This is a genomic window from Nitrospira sp., assembly GCA_029194675.1.
GTDB lineage: Bacteria > Nitrospirota > Nitrospiria > Nitrospirales > Nitrospiraceae > Nitrospira_D.
In genome coordinates, this window is record JARFXP010000001.1 from 985,347 (window position 1) to 1,002,820 (window position 17,474).

Annotated in this window: 18 protein-coding genes and 1 pseudogene; 6 read left to right on the forward strand and 13 right to left on the reverse strand. The window is 59.4% G+C overall.

What is annotated here, in order from left to right:
* Positions 1-118: 118 nt before the first annotated feature.
* The 6 genes from P0120_04620 to P0120_04645 form a co-directional block, all read right to left on the reverse strand.
* Entirely contained in the window at positions 119-829 is a 711-nt protein-coding gene (locus tag P0120_04620; protein ID MDF0673612.1) for a lipid-binding SYLF domain-containing protein, read from the reverse strand.
* Positions 830-1,196: 367 nt separating this feature from the next.
* Complete coding sequence (locus tag P0120_04625; protein ID MDF0673613.1) at positions 1,197-2,384, reverse strand: hypothetical protein; 1,188 nt, start codon at positions 2,382-2,384, stop codon at positions 1,197-1,199.
* 170 nt (positions 2,385-2,554) lie between these two features.
* Positions 2,555-3,202 carry a hypothetical protein gene (locus P0120_04630; GenBank protein MDF0673614.1) on the reverse strand — a complete coding sequence of 216 codons (648 nt, stop codon included), beginning with the start codon at positions 3,200-3,202 and terminating at the stop codon, positions 2,555-2,557.
* A gap of 86 nt (positions 3,203-3,288) precedes the next feature.
* The gene (locus P0120_04635; GenBank protein MDF0673615.1) at positions 3,289-4,692 is read right to left on the reverse strand and encodes a hypothetical protein; all 1,404 of its coding nucleotides are present in this window, start codon (positions 4,690-4,692) and stop codon (positions 3,289-3,291) included.
* Between the two features lie 219 nt (positions 4,693-4,911).
* The gene (locus P0120_04640) at positions 4,912-5,928 is read right to left on the reverse strand and encodes a hypothetical protein (GenBank protein MDF0673616.1); all 1,017 of its coding nucleotides are present in this window, start codon (positions 5,926-5,928) and stop codon (positions 4,912-4,914) included.
* Between the two features lie 47 nt (positions 5,929-5,975).
* Positions 5,976-7,862, reverse strand: a complete 1,887-nt coding sequence (locus P0120_04645; protein ID MDF0673617.1) for an alpha/beta fold hydrolase — start codon at positions 7,860-7,862, stop codon at positions 5,976-5,978.
* Positions 7,863-8,219: 357 nt separating this feature from the next.
* On the opposite strand from P0120_04645, the gene P0120_04650 reads away from it, so the two are divergent.
* Complete coding sequence (locus P0120_04650) at positions 8,220-9,218, forward strand: DUF4105 domain-containing protein (protein MDF0673618.1); 999 nt, start codon at positions 8,220-8,222, stop codon at positions 9,216-9,218.
* 133 nt (positions 9,219-9,351) lie between these two features.
* Here P0120_04650 and P0120_04655 read toward each other — a convergent pair whose 3' ends face one another.
* Positions 9,352-9,711, reverse strand: coding sequence for a hypothetical protein (locus P0120_04655; protein ID MDF0673619.1), 360 nt, complete (start codon positions 9,709-9,711; stop codon positions 9,352-9,354).
* Positions 9,712-10,434: 723 nt separating this feature from the next.
* Here P0120_04655 and P0120_04660 point away from each other — a divergent pair.
* The 3 genes and pseudogenes from P0120_04660 (at position 10,435) to P0120_04670 (ending at position 11,838) form a co-directional block, all read left to right on the forward strand.
* A pseudogene (locus P0120_04660) lies at positions 10,435-10,808 on the forward strand (helix-turn-helix domain-containing protein).
* A 177-nt stretch (positions 10,809-10,985) separates the two neighbouring features.
* Positions 10,986-11,336 carry a hypothetical protein gene (locus P0120_04665; GenBank protein MDF0673620.1) on the forward strand — a complete coding sequence of 117 codons (351 nt, stop codon included), beginning with the start codon at positions 10,986-10,988 and terminating at the stop codon, positions 11,334-11,336.
* Positions 11,337-11,553: 217 nt separating this feature from the next.
* Complete coding sequence (locus P0120_04670; protein ID MDF0673621.1) at positions 11,554-11,838, forward strand: hypothetical protein; 285 nt, start codon at positions 11,554-11,556, stop codon at positions 11,836-11,838.
* A gap of 433 nt (positions 11,839-12,271) precedes the next feature.
* Here P0120_04670 and P0120_04675 read toward each other — a convergent pair whose 3' ends face one another.
* From P0120_04675 to P0120_04700, 6 genes are all read right to left on the reverse strand, one after another.
* Positions 12,272-12,904 carry a hypothetical protein gene (locus P0120_04675; GenBank protein MDF0673622.1) on the reverse strand — a complete coding sequence of 211 codons (633 nt, stop codon included), beginning with the start codon at positions 12,902-12,904 and terminating at the stop codon, positions 12,272-12,274.
* 87 nt (positions 12,905-12,991) lie between these two features.
* Positions 12,992-13,141, reverse strand: coding sequence for a hypothetical protein (locus P0120_04680; protein MDF0673623.1), 150 nt, complete (start codon positions 13,139-13,141; stop codon positions 12,992-12,994).
* A 285-nt stretch (positions 13,142-13,426) separates the two neighbouring features.
* Complete coding sequence (locus tag P0120_04685; protein ID MDF0673624.1) at positions 13,427-14,137, reverse strand: lipid-binding SYLF domain-containing protein; 711 nt, start codon at positions 14,135-14,137, stop codon at positions 13,427-13,429.
* 278 nt (positions 14,138-14,415) lie between these two features.
* Positions 14,416-14,622 (reverse strand): hypothetical protein, encoded by a 207-nt coding sequence (locus P0120_04690; protein ID MDF0673625.1) that lies wholly within the window; start codon positions 14,620-14,622, stop codon positions 14,416-14,418.
* 126 nt (positions 14,623-14,748) lie between these two features.
* Entirely contained in the window at positions 14,749-14,955 is a 207-nt protein-coding gene (locus P0120_04695) for a DUF2281 domain-containing protein (protein ID MDF0673626.1), read from the reverse strand.
* An 802-nt stretch (positions 14,956-15,757) separates the two neighbouring features.
* On the reverse strand, positions 15,758-16,051 hold the full coding sequence (locus P0120_04700) for a hypothetical protein (GenBank protein ID MDF0673627.1): 294 nt from the start codon (positions 16,049-16,051) through the stop codon (positions 15,758-15,760).
* A 51-nt stretch (positions 16,052-16,102) separates the two neighbouring features.
* Here P0120_04700 and P0120_04705 point away from each other — a divergent pair, with 51 nt between their 5' ends.
* Both P0120_04705 and P0120_04710 read left to right on the forward strand, forming a co-directional pair.
* On the forward strand, positions 16,103-16,879 hold the full coding sequence (locus P0120_04705) for a hypothetical protein (GenBank protein MDF0673628.1): 777 nt from the start codon (positions 16,103-16,105) through the stop codon (positions 16,877-16,879).
* Positions 16,876-17,415, forward strand: a complete 540-nt coding sequence (locus P0120_04710) for a mechanosensitive ion channel (protein ID MDF0673629.1) — start codon at positions 16,876-16,878, stop codon at positions 17,413-17,415. The genes P0120_04705 and P0120_04710 overlap by 4 nt, the downstream gene beginning before the upstream one ends.
* Positions 17,416-17,474: the final 59 nt, after the last annotated feature.

Genomic DNA, 17,474 nt, shown 5'->3' on the forward strand with positions numbered 1-17,474 from the left:
GCGGTCGCGTGAGACAGGTGGAAGAAAAGCGAAAACGTGGAGCCGCCACCGCCTGCCTGATGCTCCGGCCCCTGACGATCGATGTCGCAGGGGCCGGACCGGACCAACTCTGACTCGATCAGAACTTGGCAGCAGCGTTGCGGAGGTCGGCGGATTTGGGATTACTGACGCTGCGCTTGACGATGATGTCCGTCGGTCGCACGGCTTGCCCATAGTAGGCCGCGTTGGAATCATCGGAGACCGCAATGATAGAGCCATTCACCGACATTCCGACGAAGGCCCCTTTCTTCTTTGCATAGCCGACGAGATCCGCGGTGATCCCTTTCACAGACCCTCCTTCACCGACCGGGCCTAGCGCCATGCTGGCGTCAAGCCCGAGTTTGAAATCGTGGCGATAGAACTGTTCCAGCCCCCTCTGGTTCCGCACGATAAAGACGGTCTCCGAGACGTCGCCTCCGGCCTGCAAGCCGAAGCTGGCAGAGCCGATGTTGTAAAAAGCCGGCTCGGACCATTTCTTCGTTTCCTCGTCACGGACGAGCAACACCCCGCTCCCCCCCGCCCCGCCGAAGATGAAGGCGCCACGGAGGATTTGCGGCACGATGTAGATGGCTTTGGTGTCCTGTTTCAGATCACGGAGCGCCGGTCCCATGCTGGGATCTGCGAAAAAGCTTTCCAGCGTCATCTTGGCCTTGTCCACGAGCTGCTGTTGTTCCGCGAAATCCTCGGCGAGGGCTGTCACTGCGCCACCCGCAGCCACTGTTCCGGTGAGAACCGCTGCGAGGAGAGCTCGGGTGAACATGGCGAATCTCCGCTGCTGACAAAACCGCATCTTGGTACCTCCTTGTAGTTGACTGTGTTTTGTCTTATCCGATCGCTTAGCGGACGCGCCGGCACGAGATGAGTTGAAGCGCCGACTCGACATACCGCAGTTAATGAATCGATCGCAGACAAAAGTTTGTAAGCTATACCCCAGTAAAGAAGGATGAGTCAATGATAAGGTGTTAATCCGGTGTTGAATTATTGAGAAATTGGAGTAGGTATATATCGCTAGGGCCTCTGCAAGAACAAGGACAAACCGTCAATGGGGGGGCGAGCTGCACCAACCACAGTCGCTAAGAAGGCGCTCGCGTTCTGTGCAGCCGCTAGAAACCGGTGCAGGTAGTCAGCGATCCCCTCACGACTCACGATCACCTATGCTAGGCCAGCACCTTCAGCAACACACCCAGGACCTCCTCCATCGGAACCAACGTGCCCAGCAGCGGCAGGAAGGGGAGTAAGGTCACGAGGAGCAGTACCAACAAGTCATCCTTGTAGAGCGGGAAGATCGACATCGCATGCACGGCAGCTACGGAGCTGCCGAGGTGCGACACGGCCCGGAAGTCCGCCTCAGCGTCGTCCGGCCAAGCTTCACGCGAAAGCCATTTCTCCTCCACGTGCTGGATCTGATGGCTGGCCAGCTGACCGTAACGGTACTTCGCGTTCTCCTTGGCCTCATAGAGCCGCCGGACAAACAGCAAGACAGGCCCCACAATCAGGAGCAGCAGGAACGCCACGACCCCGCCGAATTCCCATTGGTATTCCAGGGGCGACCGGCCTTCATAGACCACGAGGTCGGCAAACCCACCGACGGCCATCGCTGTCACCGCAAACGCGAAGCCGGAAAACGCTCCGAGGGACACGCTCAGGAAACCCAGCCCCCCTGCCCCGTCCCGATGGGCCGGGCTCAGCCGCAATTCCAACCCGGAGGTCTGCCACAATAGCCGCCACCAGAGCCCCAATCGCCACAGCCACCGCCAGAGGAGGAACGCGTACATCGGAAAAGCAACCAGAAAATACCACCACCCGGCCAGGGAGACGGCGAGGTGCCCTTCCCTAACCGACAGACGCCAAGTGGCCTCAGGAAGCTCGAAGAAAAAGACGATCGGGACCATACACTGCAGGTAGGCCAACCCAAGCAGCGCGGCTTCCACTCTCCCGGAGTGGCTGAGTCGGATGACCTCACGAACCAGTGCGTCGAAGCGCGCTCGCGCAGCGTTCCTCACCAATCCTCTGAGCGGAAACTGCTGGACGACCTCGCGAAGTAGCCTCTCGCACAACTCCTCAGCGAACAGGAAGGCCGGGACAGTGAGCAGAAACCGCACATTCACCTCGAAGTCCATCAGGAAGGACTCCATACGTGTGGGTCCGAGTACCAGGCCTTGCAGCGCGGAGAGGATAGCCATCGGCACCCAGGCGACCAGTACCATGAAGAGCACGCAGCGTCCAAGGCGCCGCTTCCCCGCCTGCACAAGGCCAAGCCTTTCTTGCAGACGGTAGAAGGGACCGCCGCTGAAGATTGGAAACGTCGAAGGATTAGAGGGTCGTTCGCTATCCTGATCGTTCACGCGCTACCTGCCAGTCTCGTTCATCTTCCAACTCCTGAACCAGCCCAACCCTCCTCCATTCTGATTGCAAAGCGGCCCGGCACCATCCGGCAATGCATTCGCCTTCACGCTGAACCCTGCGGCCAGACCTTCTCCACACTGTTCGCCGGACCGTTGCTGAACCAACCCGATCATGCGGCCTTCGGAATCCGCATGTAATATTGATGGAATTCATCCCCGACTGCATAGATTGTCTGGTCTGGCTTGAGGTCCAACACCACGTCCTCGGTCAGGATGCGAGTGCGGTATTGCCAGCCCTTGGGCAGTTGCTTCATCCGCGCGCCAAGCGTCGCGAGCGAATCGATCGGGAACGCTTCATCGCGAGCCTGCAGGACATAGCAGTGACCGTCGGGGTCGACGAGCTCAAAGACCGGCTTGCCCTTCGCGTACACCATTCGCTGCGTCTTCTTGGGGTTGAAGATCTTGTACGGCTCGGAGCCCTTTGCCGCTTTGCTCAACATCGCCGGATCGAGTCTGGCGGCCCATCTGGCTTCAAGACCTTGAAAGGACGCCGTCGCTCCAAACGAGACAGTCTGTGAATCCATCATCCAATATTTCGGTCCGTTCTTCTGGATCGCCGCCGCGCCGAACTCCTTCTTGAGTTTCTCTAGATCCAGCCCATCCCACAGCTTGGCCGGACAGTCATTCAGTCCCGTCGTGTTATAAGCATCGATGCCGCCCGGCTTGACAACCAGGATCTCAGCGAAGCGCATATTGCGCGTGTTGGTGAAGGTATATGGCTTGACGGACTTGTTCGGCTCACTCGGCACATTTTCCATACTTCCCTCCCTTTCGTGGGTGTCTGTCGTTGCTTCATCAGTATTGTCGGGTCGGTCGTGAGCGCATGCACAGCCGGTTGTGTGTCCTACCGACTCGGCCCCTTCGACTCGAACTCCGCCTTGGTCGTGTAGTAGCCTCGGGGGAAGTACGGCCCCATTACGGCTTCTTCCGTGCCTGGTTTAGTGATATTGTCGGGGCGTTCCTTCCAGTTCGGGCTGTTGCCCATGATCCGCAGGACCAGCATTCCGAAATCGGCTCGGTTTTCCGGCCCGTCGATTCCTTCTCCGCGCGGGCTCCATTTGACCCACGCCATGCCGTTTTCCTTGGTTACGTTTCTCGGCCGGTCTTCGGGTCGGCTCACCACAATCGTGTAGTTGCGATCCTTGTCCAAGGGAACTTGAAAGTCGGTCAGGCCATCAACGACCTGCCCGGTGACGACCGATTCGCAACTGACCAGTGACCAATACTGCGTCTGAGCCTCCTGAGTCGTGGCGGCTCCCCGGCCGTCCTTGCCGGCATACGTGTCGGGAAATGTGGGCATCTTTCCCTGCATCACGTACACCGGGCCGTAATACCGGGAAAGGTAAGTGACGAGGTACGGGCCTTCGCCGCCCCCCTCCATCGCGCCACCAAACGGGATCTCAGCGCGGTCCACCGGGGATTTGAAGACGCCGATCACCGAGTACCGAATCGTCGTGAACATAACCCACTCGGATGGATTCCGAGCGGGCACGGTTTGGGGCGTGAGCTTCGGGTCGTTGTCCTTTGCGTTGACGAGCTGCTCCCATTGCTCGAGCGTCATCGGCTTTTGCGTCTCGCCGACGATCGGCTTGGCCCACTGTTTTACGATTTGCTCGGCCGGCAGCTTCGTCCCGTCGGCGAGCTTTCCTTCATAGGTGGGGAACCCTTTCCCGCCGAAGGACGAGTTAGGCGGTCCCCAGCCGGTGCCGTCTCGATTCTGGTCGGGCAAGTAGATGCGGATGAGGCCTTGGATGTCAGTGCCTTCGCCGCCGACGTACAGCGTGTTCTTGGCGCGATTCGCCAGGTCTTTCGGCGGCTCCTTGGCAAGGACCTGGATGGTAAAGTTGCGATGCTCAGCCAAGCGATCTGCACCGACGTGAAAGGGATTGGTCGAGCCGGAATCGGGTTCGATGTCCGCTCCCCTGAGCGACTCGCCGAAGGCAACAAACGTGTTGCGCTCCCATTTGTAAAGCGCGAACTGGAAAAACCGCGCATGCGGAAATGTCCCCCGCAAGGTCATGGAACTTCCCGCAGGCATCGCGAATCGCCCGATGAAATACGTTGAGTGCATGTCGGGCCAGAGATTCGGGTTCTGGATGGGCTTGGGGTTTTCCAGGTAATTCCAATAGACCCAGCCCCGAGGCCCTTGGAACAAACCGTCGTGCCCGTACCGCTCGTCCGTGCGGATGATATTTTCCAGCGACTTGGTGCCAGGGCGCTCCCGACCTGAAACATTGGTGCGAGTCATTTGACTCTCCCCCTCGGACGTCTGCGCAAAAACCGGCAGCATCATGCCTACAAGGACCACAGCCAACATCGTGCTGTTGTGCACGTTGTTTCCCCTCGTCTTGATTCAATTGAGGCGGTTACCGGCATGCAGACGATGAACACCTCTAAAAGGGAACATTATTCTTTATAGCGAGAATCACCACAGGCTGTATGTCGGCGAAATTTCGCGCCTCGGTCCTCACTTCACCTCCCGCTCGCTCCTCCTCTGCGCGGAAGGGCCGAGTGGACCTCCCCAAATGGTCTCCGGGATCAGCGGCGTCCGAAACACCCAGCGCACGCCGGCTTGCACCGTCCAGTCTTGACCGAGAGACGAATCCCGGTTCACGATCCCCAAGCCTCCTCCAGCAAATATGTTCCAGTGGTTATCGAACCGGTAGCCGACCGTGCCCTGCAGGTTCACGGTACTCTCCAGACGCTGGGTCCAATCGATGTTCCAGGTCATCACCGCCAGGCTCCACCACCGTTCTGACCAGATCGTGTTGAGGCCCGGCTGGACCCGCAGGAAGTGGATGTCGGCTCGGCTGGGATCGCCGCCGACGGAGATGAAGTCCTCCACCTGTGTAAAAAACAACGACCGTAGCCTCGGGAGCGGGGCCGCCACCCCGCCACCCGGTCCGAGGGTGTACTTGCCCGTGCCCAGTGGCCGTTCCGAGGCCGTCGGGAACGAGGCGTCGCCGCCGATGAACAGAGCCACGTTCTGGCTCGCATAGAGTCGCCAGCCCGTTCGCACTACCGTGTCGCTGATGCCGTCCGTTGGGAATCCGGGCGCCCTGTCAAGATCAGCCCACGCATACGGGAGAGTGACCTGGAAGAGCCAGTTGGGTGTGAGCGGTACTCGGACCACGGCGGTGGCTGTGTCGAGACGAAGACCGTTGGTGAACTCAGTGTGCCCATAACCGGCTTGATAGTACCCGACGATGGCGGTGGGGTCGTTGCCGGTTGCGGCCGCTGCGGCTGAGATGCGCTTTCGTTCTTCGGCTAACCGCGTACGCTCTTCTGGCGTAGCACCCATGACGCGCGACTCAAGCCCGCCGATTCGCCCCCCCACAGCCTCCGGCTGTTTTCCCCCGGATGGTTTGGCACCAGGCCCACCCGCCGGTCCCTCCGGTAGTTCCTTATCGGCGATGGCGACAGAGCCTGCGATGACGCCTATGGCCCACAGGATGCCAAACGCAATGGAGAGCCATCTCTTCACCGCCGGACAGTCGCCTTCCCGTCTCCCACTCTTCAATAATTAGCTTGTCACTTCTCGCCCGCATGGAGCAGGAGGATACGGCGCACCTCCTCGATGGTCTCGGGCTTCCCCTGTGTGGAATGGCTCGACCGCACCACCAGCTCGGACTCGACCCCGTCGATGTGGGCGCTCGAGTACTCCACCACTCCATCGTTGCCCTGTTCGACCGGCCCATCCCCCTCGACCGCGATGATCGAATGGGCCTTGATCGACGAGGCGACGGGGATCTTCTGCAGGCCCTGAATAAAGGGATGGTTCGGCGACATGTTGTCGACGGCCGTCGGCACGACCGGAAGCCCCACGAGGACGTCCCGGTTCCTGAAGACGTCCTGAGAAACCTCACTGGTGAGGGGGGACGGGGTCAAGAGCCGCCTGACGAAATTGGCGAGGAATTGCCGTCCCGCCACGAAGCTGCCTCGCTGCGGGGTGGCGATGAACACCACGCGAGAGACTGCGGGCTGCGGCTCGAGGAAGAACCCCTTCTGAAGCAGGTCGCGGGTCTCGTCCTTTAGCTCCAGCTCCTGGAGCGGTTTGCGACTCACGGCGTTCCAGAGCTGATCCCCAGTGCTGATCGCCTGCATTTTCACCAACAGGCCTCCCTGGCTATGCCCGATCAGCACCATCCGGCGCAGAGCCTGGTCCTTGCGTTCTGGGTCGAGCCGCGCCATCGCCCCGGTCAGCGCCTCGCGCAGATGGAGCGCGGACAGGACGATCGGATTGCCGGAATCGTACGAGAAGAACCAGAACTGGTAGCGGCTTCGTACCTCGTGGTCGCCGAGGAGCCGGTTGTACATCTCCATCCAACGATACGGGCTGGAGGTCGTGCCGTGCACAAAGACCACGGGGATGAGCCCGGGATGATAGGGCGTGCTGGACACGAGCGGAGGCGGCTGATCCTTTCCGGCCAGCCGACCTAAGAACCTGGACACTTCGAGGTTCAGGATCGGCAGGTCATTAAAAGTGAGCGCCAGAGCGGCCGTCGGTTCGTTCTCGAGCGGGATCTCCTCGCCGGCGATCGAGACCGCTTCCTCGTCCCAGGGGAGATGAACTTCAAGCGTACTCGTCAGCGGACGTCCCTGCACGAGACTCTGCCTGGCCTGGGGAATCCGAAGCAGAACGGTCAGCGGCACCTTCAGGCGCGGGGCCACCATATCCCGGCCAGGCCGTGACTCATCGATGGGTCGCGTAGAAGCAGCAAGCGGGACTCCCAACCCCGGCATATGATACCGCATCGCGAGACCTTCAACCTTCAGCTCAGAGCTCGGAATCAACTGATACAGGGCGCGATCTCCGGCGCGTAGGGCGGCGGAATCGAAGGCCACGTCCATCTCTCCGAAGGGCAGGTTGAACTTGCCGCCCTTGAGGATGACTTCTGATCTGTCCTCCGAAGCGAACGCGCTGGTGAGTGCCCACTTGTACAGGTCGGCGGCGATCCGGAGGCGCGGGTCAAAACGACCTGGGGCCAGGCCCGTCTCCTCCGGAAATAGGAAGGCGTAGGCGTAGACTGCTGCCGCGAGACGGTACTCGGACCTTTTCGCCTTCTGCCCGTGCAGGAAGGAAAGCTCGGCCAAGGCAAACAGGAGGTCGGGATCTCCCCGCTCCTGCACCATGGTCCGGTGCAGGGCGGTGATGGCATCTTCCGGATGCTCGTCGAATTCGTCGAATAGCCCTTGCTCGAAGAGCACATTGCGCGTCGGCCAGCTTGGGTCGCCGGTGGTGACAGCGCTCCGGGCCAAGTCGAACCGGACCGTCTTGGGGTCTCCGCGAACCGCTGACACCTGCCCGGCGCATGCCGCCAGAACCAGGCACAGGATGCCGATCAGGAGGGAAAAACAATGGGGCTTCCTAGCAGGCTGCGGAAAACCTCGATTTGTGTGCTTCGACAGGCTCAGCACGAACGGAAAACCTCAGTAAATCCAACGAGCGTTCCGTTCGTCCTGAGGCTCTCGAAGGAGGAACGGAGGGCTTTTTCGCAGCCTGCTAGTCAACGAACACAAGGTAACGACGAGGGCCAGCTACTTTCTCCGGGCGGGATACTGCCCAAGATGAATTGACCTGTCAAGACCCTAAGCGTAAGATCCCGTCGCCCATGAAGTTGAGTGTGAGGTCTTGCGGGGGAGGCGATAGAGGGCTGCAACTGTCTCAGTCTGAGAAACAGTCCGGTGCCCATACATCCAAGCCGCCAGAGATCAGTCACCGATTCATGGAGGAAGTGAGGTAGGACAGGCGATGGAGGACGCCACGAGCATAAGATGAACAGCCGGCGCGAAAGTCTAATCGTCAAGGTTGTCGCGTGGCCATTGCTTCTGATAGGCATCGCCTGGGCGTCGCTCGCGCTGTGGATCGACGGCCCGTCGAATCCCTCGCTGGCCGCGATCCTCTCCATCGCATTCGCCGCCGGCAACATTGCCCTGCTGATCCTGTTCCGCCCGTTCGCCCGCGCGGCGCTCCTGTCAGCGACAGCACTAGTATTGGTTGTCGCCTGGTGGAGCCAGATTGCGCCGCGTAACGACCGAGACTGGACGCCCGATGTGGCCCGGCTCCCCCGCGCCTCGATCGTGGGAAGCCGCGTGACGATCGAGAATGTGCGTAACTTCGAGTACCGCAGCGAGACAGACTTTACGGAGCGATGGGAGACACGCACCTACGATCTCGACCGACTCAAGGGATTCGACATGTTTCTCTCGTTCTGGGGTCCCACGCTCATCGCTCACACGATCGCGAGTTGGGAGTTCGACGACGGGCCGCCGCTCGCTATCTCCATCGAGACCCGGAAGGAGCAGGGCGAGTCCTACGACGCGCTCCGTGGATTTTTCCGGCAGTTCGAGCTGTACTACGTGGTGGCGGACGAGCGCGACGTGATCGGTGTGCGGACGAACCACCGTGGAGAGCGCACCTATCTCTACCGGATGCGGATCTCTACTGAGAGTGCGCGAGCTGGGTTGCTCGATTATCTCAAGGAGATCAATCGCCTGGCGGACGAGCCGCGCTGGTACAACGCACTGACCCATAACTGCACGACCACGATCCGCATGCACGGCCGGCATATCGGGGAAGCGGGTGCCTTCGACTGGCGGATGTTGCTGAACGGTCGGCTCGATGAGCTGGGGTATGAGCGGGGACGGCTCGATACCAGCTTGCCGTTCCCAGAACTAAGGGCAAAGAGCGAGATTACTGAGAAGGCGAAGGCAGCCGGCTTGTCCTCCGACTTTTCCCGCCTGATTCGCGAGGGACTGCCGGACCCGTCCTAAGCTTGAACCAGGCGAAAAGTGCCAAACGGGAATCGCTATGTGGTCATCCCGCGTACCTTCAATGCGCATGAACTTACCGCCGGCGCCATCCTGCGACTATCCAACCGCGCCAATCGCTCCCGACCGCGAAATCTTATTGCACCAACATGCGGACCAGAAGAATCGTGAATATGGCGTGAACCGCCACCGCCGGCCACAACAGGCTCCCGACCCATTCGCCACCGATGCCCAGGTAGGCAAGGTACAGCGTGGCGAACAGGCTGTAACACAGCATGCCCAGGACCGGCTGGAAGGCGCTACGGTCCGGATCGCTGCCCGGCCAACAAGCGACGCCTAAGGCGATCAGAGCGATGCCCGCCACGCGGGCGACCGGTATGCCGACGCCGTTCAGCTCCTCACCAAGCAAGAACCGCCCAACGAGCGACGGGACCACCAGCAATGCCACACCGGTGGCGGCTTCGCCTGCAGCAGCAAGAACAAGCACCCCTTTCATAGCGACCCCCCTAGTGTTTCGAACGAGCGACCAGGTCGGCAATAGCCGACGCTACAGGCTATCAGCTTCCCTGTACTGTACCGGCACGAGGTTGAGGGTCGGATTGTGGAGCTTGCTCGTGAACTTGAGCGGTACATCATAGCGATAGTCAGTGAGCGCGAGTGGGGTCCCGGTATCCTGCTCCGATGTCGAAATCCTCGTTTTCGGGGAACATGATCCCAAAAACGGCAGTCACCGTCTCCTGTCGGCGCAGGTTGTGAGAACCACAAGGTCGGAGGGCCTACGGGCGAGAGCATGCATGTGGCGAGCGCACTGGTGCGAATCGCCCGCAGGCGGTCGGCATCGGCCCGATCGCGATAGAGTGGGGCGAGGGCATGGATTCGCCCCCCGAACGTATCGAGTGCAATCGCCCCGTTCTGTCCTGCCAAGGCCTTGCGTGGTGCTTGACCCATTGGGTGATTCCCTTCGTACCAAGAAATCTGTTGCCAATCCGCTGCCACAAGGCTATAACGCGACAGCACGCTCCTTCAACTGCCGTTTATAGGATGATCGGCTTTGTCGATGTCATCGGGTCGATCTCGGTTATGTGGGCGACGGGAGCCGGGGCGGTTGTGATGAAACAGATTGCCGCGCCTCAAAATAGGGGGTGTGTTTTCGGCGATGATCCTGACGCTGTTTGTGATTCCGCCTATCTATGTCATGTGGCGGTGATGGGTGACAGTCATGACGGCGGAGCAGAAGCTCATCAGGATGAAGTTGAGATTGTTGGAACCGGCGAAGCAACCGGACAATGTGTCAAAGGCCTGTCTGCTGATGGGCTATAGCCGAGATAGTTTCTATCGATTCAAGCGACTCGACGAGACCGGCGGTGAAGCGGCACTTCAAGAGATCACGCGCAAGAAGCCGCTCTTGAAGAATCGGGTGCCGCCACCTACTGAACAGGCCGTTGTGCAGATGGCCATTGATCAGCCTGTGTGGGGACCGGTCCGCATGGCCAATGAACTTCGCAAGCAAGGGTAAGCAATCTCTCTGGGAGACGTCCGAAGTGTGTGTGGCTCCCGCATGATCGTGAGACGAAGCGGAAGCGCCTCAAGGCGCGACACAATGCTCCACGCTCCGTGCGAGAACACACTGGCTGTCTGTGCGGTCAAGATTCAATGAATGCGACCGAAATTGCCCGAAGGCCATCATCGTTGGTACTTAGGTACAACAGTTGCCGATGTTCAACTATAGGTAGTGATAATGAGTCACTGCTACTCAAAGGAGGATTTATTATGATGACGCAGGTTTTGAGGTTGGCTGCTGTTTTCATCATGTTCTCAGTGGTCCTTGCGATGCACGGCTGCACAACGATGGGTCCTGTTCAAGGGAGTGCCGCGGGCGATCATGAGAAACTTGCCAAGTACTACGCCGATCAGGCTCTGGAGTTCAAGGGGAAAGCGCAGTTCTGGGACAATAAGGCCGACGCCTATGAGCATCACCCGGAGCTCGATAATTCGACCAACGCAGCCGAACAAGCGGCATATTGCCGGGAGGTTGCTCAAAACTACCGGAAAATGGCCGACGAGGCAGCAGCCCTGGCGAGCACACACGAGAACCTGACGCGTCGTGGCCAAGGCCCATAGACAGCACGTCGAGAACGAGCGGCTGTCCCTGTGCGCAGAGCAAAATAAGCTACGCCGAGGCCACCTATATCCACAACTGATGCGAAGAGGTATCTCGGCGGCGCTCTGAATCTCGGATTGTTGAGTTGGCAGAAGACCTTTTCCTCGGAGGAGGGAGGCATCTACGAAGATCTCGCGGCCGTTCACATGGTTTGTACTGTTGCTCGGATTGGGGGCCATGGCCTGTTCGACGAGTCCACCCCGCGAACTCATTGAACGCAACGATCACAGTGGACTGGCAACGTGGTACGAGCAGGAGGCCGTGCGCCTGCGCAGTAAGGCAGAGGAAATGCGCCAGATGGCTGAACTCTACGCAAAGGCTTCATATCGGCCTGCGCCGAAAGAGTCCAACAGTGATTTGATCTTTCATTGCCGCTCTTTTATGGACTATTACACGAAAGCCGCCGACGAGGCGGAGGCTCTCGCCAAGCTGCATCGCGAACAGGAGCCGGCCATTCCCTGATAGGCGAGCAGTTTCTCGAATTGTTCCGAGGTTGGGAATCGGGTTGGCTCCGGTGGTGCAGATGCTGGTGCTGCCGATTTTTACCCTGCCGGCGTGGTGGTGAGACAAGATGGGGAATGACGTATGAATCGTGCGGAAGATCCAGTCTGTGGCATGCACGTCTTCCGAGAGCAGGCCTTGCCTGCAACCTATGGAGACCGGATGTTCTACTTCTGTTCCGACCTGTGTCGGCGCACGTTCCTCACCGATCCGGAGAGATACCTGCGACCGCTCAAGCCGGCAGGGACGATCGGCCCCTCCAGTCGACGTGTGACGTACTTTACGATGGAAGTGGCGCTTCATAATACCATACCCACCTACAGGGGAGGATTGCGAGTTCTAGCTGGAGATACGCTCCGATCTTTTGCCGATCTCAAAATTCCGGCCGTCGGAATCAGCCTCCTCTACTGGAATGGATATTTTGAACAGAAGCTGGACGAGTGGGGCAATCAGCACGAGCAGCCGGTGTGTTGGGAGCCGAGAGGCCGACTTCACCTCCTCTCCTCCCACAGTGGCCGTGACCATCGAAGCACGGACAGTAATCGTGCAGGCTTGGCAATACGATCTCATCGGTGTCACGGGCGGCCTGGTGCCAGTGCTCCTGTTGGACGTCAAACACCCGGACAATGCCGGCCACGCCCGACAATTCGTCTATCCGTGCGAGCGCCCGCCGTGCGACATCCTCCGAGACGAGTCTCGAAACGCCCAACAACTCGGGGTGAATCCCATCATAGCGAATCGCCGTGATAGGCGCATACCGGTGGTGGCCGGCCAGGATCGACAGCAGCAAGGTCGCGAGCACTGCGCGCTTATCCGACGCGTGGTTGCTCTGGTAGGCCAGCGGGCAATCCGTCACCCAGGCTTCGAAGACGCCGCTCACCTTGAGAACCTCGATGAAGAAGGGCAACTGGCCAAGCGGCGCGACGGCCGCGGTCGGATCCCACTCGACGTGGATTCGCCCTCCAAAGGTATCGAGTGCGATCGCCCCGTTCTGTCCTGCCAACGCCTTGCGGGGTGCTTGACCCATTGGGTGATTCCCTTCGTACCAAGAAATCCGTTGTCAATCCGCTGCCACCAAGGCTATAACGCGACAGTACGCTCCTTCTACTGCCGTTTATAGGATGCTGGGAATTGTGTTTTTCATGGGTTTCTTGTCACCTTCCTTGCCATCCACGCTTAGCCTGCCGATGCCGCCCCTGCCGAAACCGTCTGCGTCGAACCCGAGGTCGAGCACGATCACGATCGTGTGCTTGCCGGCTTCCAACTCCGGTCCTTCCCACGTGTTGCGTTTGAGGTCGAGCAGGTTATAGAGGAATACCCGCTTGCCTCGGCCGACTCAAAATATGCCTTTGTTCAGCAAAGGGCCGGGGCCTCAAGCGTCTGCCCTGGGTGACGCTCATGCCTTCCGCAGCAATACCGCAAGGGTCATGACCACTATCGCGAGGCGGTGCTTTCGAGAGATCCTGACTCACCCTATTGTTGCGTTGTTGCGCTGCTCCGGCCCCTGTCGACTGGTGTCGCAGGGGCCGGAGAGGATTGATCGGCTCGATCAGAACTTGGCGGCGGCGTTGCGGAGGTCGGCGGATTTGGGATTACTGACCGCGTGCTTGACGACGATGTCCGTCGGCCGCACCGGTTTCCCATAGTAGGCTTCGTTGGAAGCATCGGAGACCGCAATGACAGAGCCGTCTACCGACATTCCGACGAAGGCCCCTTTCTTCTTTGCATAGCCCAGGAGGTCCGCCGTGATCCCTTTGACGCCCCCTCCTTCACCCACCGGGCCGATCGCCATGCCGGCGTCAAGCCCGAGTTTGAATTCGTTGCGGTAGAACTGTTCCAACCCTTTCTGGGTCACCACGACAAAGATCATCTCCGAGACGTCGCCTCCGGCCTGCAAGCCGAAGCTGGCGGAGCCGATGTTGTAAAACGCCGGCTCGGACCATTTCTTCGTTGCCTCATCGCGGACGAGCAACACCCCGCTCCCCCCCGCCCCGCCGAAGACAAAGGCGCCACGGACGAATTGCGGCACGATGTAGATGGCTTTGGTTTCCTGTCTCAAGGCGCGGAGCGCCGGGCCCGTGCTGGGATCGGCAAGGAGACCTTCCAGCGTCATCTTGGATTTGTCCACGAGCTGCTGCTGTTCCGCTGAACCCCCGGCCAAGGCCGGCACGGCGCCACCCGCAGCCACTGTTCCGGTAAGAACCGCTGCGAGGAGAACTCGGGTGAACGTGCCGAATCGCTGTTGCTCACAAAACCGCATCTTGGTACCTCCTTGTGGTTGACTGTCCTTTGTCTTGTTTCGGATCGTTTTGGGGACGTGCCGGCACGAGGTGATTTGAAGTGCCGACTCGACATTCCCCGGAAAATGGATCGAATACAGACAAGAGCTTCTAACCTATACTCGGGTAAAGAACGATGAGTCAAATATAAAGTGTTGAGATGTTGTTAGATTATTGATTCAAGGGTTTCAAGGCATGCGATCCTTCAGCAATTGCCGAGCCGGCACCAACATTATGTCCTCTTACGATCATGAATGGGCTATCCAAGAATAGTAGTGAGGGCATGTCGAAGGGTGGCCTGATCGGTTGACGTGAGTCGTCCAAGTTTTTTGAGCACGAGAGCTGGATCAATGGTGGTGAGAACCGGTTTGATGACGGACGGCTTGAGCAACCCCGCACCTCGCCAGTCCTGAACCTGAACCTCACCTACGGAGAGTGTCGAGAGCTGTTGACTCGTGATGGCCATATGGCCGTGATGAGGAGATCCGGGCGTGCCCGATGGTAGGCAGGGCTGCTGACAACCACAGCAAGGCGACGTTTGATGGCTGACTGATCCGTGAAGGGGAAGGGAACTAAAACGAGATCCCCAAACTCATAGCCGGTCATAGTCGGCGTCGGCGGGGTTGTCCCAGATTCGAGTGAAAGCGGCAGTGGCAAGTTGTCCGGCGGCCTGTGTCAAACCACGCTCATTCGCCTGACGGTGCGCCAGAAAATCGACAAAGTCTTCGACTTCGGCCAGTCGTTCCGGGGGCAACTTCCGGAGTTTCTCCAGAATCGTCTCCTCGTACACCTTCGTCATATTGAGCCTCTTCTACAGCGATAAGCCTACCTACCTCAGAACCAAAGATCAAATGTTTCTCTACGGTTGACCTACGATGCCGGCTATAAAAGGAAATGACCGCATTATAAGCTAAGGTGTCGACGACAAAAGGGACACGTATTCCAAACGGGGTCTGACCCCTTTAAATTCTGCTTATAGTGACCATGACGGTAGACCCCACCATGGTCACAACACGAGGCGCTTAGCCAACCCCTTTTTCTCGCACGCCTGAGGCCTTGCGGCTTAAGGTAGTGCCATGGGGGTCTGACCCCTTTAACTTCTGCCTTCGCCCGCCTGCAATATAGCGCGCAATACTGGTCGGTGCAGAGGAAGGAGTCGTCCTTATGCACTTTGTTTTGCACCCCTGGCTCGCTGGGATCGAAACTGTCTGCTGGTCCCTGCGCAGCCAACACCGACGGGCCGACTTGGGCCCCGCTCAGTCCGCGTAGAGATCCTTTGTACTTGTATAGGGTGGGATCGCTTGAGAGTCAACTGCAGCGCGGGAGAAATGATCGAGACATTATCGCAAGGACGGATTCAGATAGCCGTCAGCCACCACCATTATTATCTGAGTCTCCACACGGCTGGGCGACGGATAGATCCCGTACACTTCGAGCCGATTCACGATCCCCTCCAGCCGGAAACGCGGGCCGGCGAGTGGCACATTGCAAGGCCTTCCGGCCTTTGATATCTTCTGCACCACGCCGTTCCGCGACAGAGCAGCCGGAGTCCGCTGTCCAGCATGTCCTTTCGTGCGCCTACACACATAGCATTCCCACGCTCAGGGCTCCGTGCGTGTTCCACCATCGGTTGCCGCCTCTTCCGCCTCTGCGTCCTCGTGCTGTTGCTCGTCGGCGCGGTAGTGGACAGGTCGTACGCGGCCGAACAGCGAGCGATCCCGACGCCCACCGCCGCGGCGGAGTTGCTCCCGATGGCCCCCGTAACGCTGGATGGCCGAGTTCTGTTCAAAGTGCGAGGGGTCACTGCCTTTCCGGCTGGGCAACGGGCCGGCCTCATCGAACAACGTCTGCGCGACGTCGCCTCGAACGAAAGCCTCCCGCTGGACTCCCTCCATGTAGAGGAACGAAGGGACCGCTCTCTCCTCAAGTTCTCGGACGAGCTCGTGATGACGGTCTACGACGCTGATGCGGAGATCGAAGGGGTGTCACGCCAACTTCTGGCCGAGGCGTATCAACGCCGTATCAAGACCGAGCTCGCCGTCTACCGGCACGACAGGAATCCGGAGATCCTCTTCACTCATACGATCTATGCGGTGGGTGCGACCACGACGTTCTTGCTGTCCGTGTATCTCTTAGTCCTGGCGTTCAGACGCGCGGACCGGTTGTTGGAAAAACGATACCAGACGAAAGTGGAGGGCTTGCGCGGCAAGATCTTCCGGTTTGTAGAATCAGAACTGATCTGGAGCGGCATCCGATCATCGGGGCAGCTCGTGCGCACGTTTCTCATCCTCTTTCTGTTGTTCATCCATAGCCAGTTCGTCCTCGGCCTGTTTCCCTGGACGAAAGCGCTTTCAGCGAGACTCCTGTCGCTCGTGCTCGATCCACTCCGGACTATGGGACTGGCCGTCATCGATGCGGTGCCGAGGCTGATCTTCCTCGTCATCCTCGCGGTCGTCATTCGGTACACGCTCAAGCTGCTGAAGATGTATTTCACCGCCATTCAACAGGGCACGTTCTTCCTCAGCGGATTCGATGCTGACTGGGCGATTCCGACCTTCCGCATTCTGCGATTGGTGATCATCGCCTTCGCATTGGTCGTCGCGTACCCGTACGTGCCGGGATCCGACTCGGAAGCATTCAAAGGGGTATCGATCCTGCTGGGCGTCATTTTTCGCTCGGATCATCCTCAGTCGTCGCCAACACCATCGCGGGGTACACAATGATTTACCGCCGCGCCTTCAAAGTCGGCGACCGAGTCATGATCGACCAATTGGTCGGAGATGTGACCGCCATGCGGCTGCAAGTGACGCACCTGCGCTCCATCAAGAACGAAGAAATCACGATCCCGAATTCCACGATCCTGAACAGCAGCGTCACGAATTTCAGCTCGCTCGCGCTGGAGCGAGGGCTGATCCTTCATACGACCGTGGGAGTCGGCTACGAAACCTCCTGGCGACAGGTGGAAGCCCTGTTGCTCCAGGCGGCAAGGCGTACGGAGGGGGTGTTGCAGAACCCTCCGCCGGTCGTCCTGCTGCCGTCGCTGGGCGACTTCGCGGTGCAATACGAATTGAACGTCCATTCAGATCGTCCCCAAGAAAGTCCCCAACTCTATGCCGCGCTGCACCACAACATCCTGGATCTCTTCAACGAGCACGGCGTGCAGATCATGACTCCGGCCTACCAGGACGACCCCGCAAACCCCAAGATCGTGCCGAAGGATCAGTGGTTCGCACCGCCCGCCACGCCGCCCACGACATGACCACGCACTCGGCCGCATCGCGGGGTTTCCAGAATCGCCCGCCTGTAGGCCGACACACT